This is a genomic window from Treponema sp. R8-4-B8 (assembly GCF_054786175.1).
Genome location: NZ_BDHE01000236.1, coordinates 1 through 634 on the forward strand (window position 1 = coordinate 1; position 634 = coordinate 634).

1 protein-coding gene is annotated in these 634 nt (G+C 47.3%); it reads left to right on the forward strand.

Going from position 1 to position 634, the window contains the following annotated elements; translation table 11 throughout:
- Positions 1 to 34: 34 nt before the first annotated feature.
- Positions 35 to 634 (forward strand): glycoside hydrolase family 1 protein (locus ACYVRA_RS08120; RefSeq protein WP_461252224.1); only part of this gene is annotated, 600 nt, incomplete at its 3' end.

A 634-nucleotide genomic window follows, 5' to 3' on the forward strand; every position in this document is an offset into this window, starting at 1 on the left:
AATTTTTAGTGTTTTATTGCTCAAGGAGGCTAATATGGAAAAACTCGTTTTTCCGAATGATTTTTTATGGGGTACGGCAACAGCCGCTTATCAGGTTGAAGGCGCGGCTTACGAAGGCGGCAGAGGTGAATGTATTTGGGATACTTTTTCCCGCAAACCGGGCGCGACTTATGCCGGAGAAAACGGTAATATTGCCTGTGACCAGTATCATCGTTATAAGGAAGATGTTTCGCTTATGGCTGAATTGGGCTTTAACAGTTACCGTTTTTCCATTGCATGGCCAAGAATCATGCCAGAAGGACGGGGTAGGGTAAACCCCGAGGGGATTGCCTATTACCGTAACCTCTGCGAAGAATTGCATAAATACAACATTCACACCTGCGCGACCATTTACCATTGGGACTTGCCTCAAGCATTGGAGAATGAAGGCGGCTGGACAAACCGCGCGACAGTCGATTTATTTGCTGAATACGCGAAAGTATGTTTTAAAGAGTTCGGCGATCTTATTGATATGTGGATAACGATTAATGAGCCTCTTTGCGTCGCCCATCTTGGGCATTTACACGGCGTACACGCGCCAGGGCACACCGATCCGCGAAAAGCCGCCGCCGCCACTCATCATATAAATATGGCG